Raw genomic sequence first — 1,399 nt, 5'->3', positions numbered from 1 at the left:
TAAAGTGTACCCTTTGTAAAGGACATTTTAAAAAAAGGACTAGGCTACCTGTAAAAGATGATTCCTGTATTGTGCAGGAGTCATCTTTTTTAGGTTCCATTGAAATCTAGTATGGTTATAGTGTCGGATATACTTATTAATTTCTTGTTGAAGCTCTCCAAACGTTTTACATGATTTAATATCTACTTCGTCTTTGAGGTGGCCAAAGAATGATTCGATAGGGGCGTTATCCCAACAGTTTCCTCTTCTAGACATGGATTGGTGCAATCCAAGATTCTTAACCTGTTTCTGAAAATCTGGATGTGTGTAGTGGCTACCCTGATCAGAATGAATGAGGGCGTCTTTAGCTTTCTTAAAGTTTCTGTTCTTCTTCAATTTAGTAAGGGTATCTGTGGCCAGATCCATAGTGATGCGGTTAGACATGTGATGAGCCAAAACTTCACCTGTAGAACCATCTTTAATGACAGACAAGTAGGCTCTTTGTCCACCATGATAGTTCAAGTAAGTGATATCTGTTAGAAGGACTTTGCCAGGTGTTTCCTGTTTAAATTGGCGGTTTAGTAAGTTCGGAACTACTCGGTGTTCTTGAGTGGCTTTCATCATTCGCCGATACGGATTTGCTTTCCTAATAGGGCAGACGATATCGTATTTTTTCATGATTCTACGGATCTTCTTCAAGTTGAAGACACACTGAAATTGACCTGCCAATGTCATTTTAATTTGGCGTGCCCCTTTCTTTCTGCCTTTGAAGTTAAAAGCCTTTAGAATCATTTCTTTCGCTTCTCCATCCTTCTTATCTTTGCGTTTCCTTTGTTCGATAGACTTAGCTGAGAAATAATTATAGTAACCACTTCTTGAAACTTCGGCAACTTCACAAAGGAATTTCACCATATGGATAAGGTTGTATTTTTCAATGACCTCACGAATGAGAATATATTTTTGACTGGTAGGTAGTTTTACTTCTTTAGCCCCCTTTCCAACAATCGGATCTTTTTTAAGAGTTCGTTTTCCGCCTGTACAAGTTTCATTTGTGCTTCCAATCTGGCATACTTCTCCTCTATAGACAATTCTTTAATCCGCGGCCTACCGGAACTGTCTTTTCTGGAATCTTTAAGACCCAACACTCCTTCAGCTTTATAAGCAGTCTTCCAACGATCTGAAGCAGATTTAACTCTCTGCATGCCAATAATATCAACATCAAACCCTGCTTCTTCGAAGATTTCTCTTGCATACTTCCCCTTACTGTATTCAGTAATAAAGTGTTTTTTAAATTCATCAGAGTATGTGATGCCTTTTGAACTAACTGTTTTAACATATTGGTTCTTAGATAGTGTTGCGATGTCTTTCTCTGCAAACAATTTTTTACTCATAATTCTCCGTCTCCATGTATTTTCTCTGT

Annotated in this window: 1 protein-coding gene; it reads right to left on the bottom strand. The window is 38.0% G+C overall.

The genetic code is table 11. The annotated features are described in order from the left end of the window. Window positions 1-39: 39 nt before the first annotated feature. Window positions 40-1,370 (bottom strand): IS3 family transposase gene (locus tag V7138_RS23505; protein ID WP_438824396.1). Its coding sequence is split into 2 segments (ribosomal slippage): window positions 40-989 and window positions 989-1,370, totalling 1,332 coding nucleotides; the frame shifts between segments, so codons are not numbered across the junction. Window positions 1,371-1,399 lie beyond the last annotated feature (29 nt).

The sequence above is a fragment of the Bacillus sp. JJ1533 genome, assembly GCF_036965045.1.
In the GTDB taxonomy this organism is placed as follows: Bacteria; Bacillota; Bacilli; order Bacillales; family Bacillaceae_L; genus Ferdinandcohnia.
The sequence above is the reverse complement of the archived record's forward strand: the minus strand, read 5'-3'. Positions and strand labels throughout refer to the sequence as shown.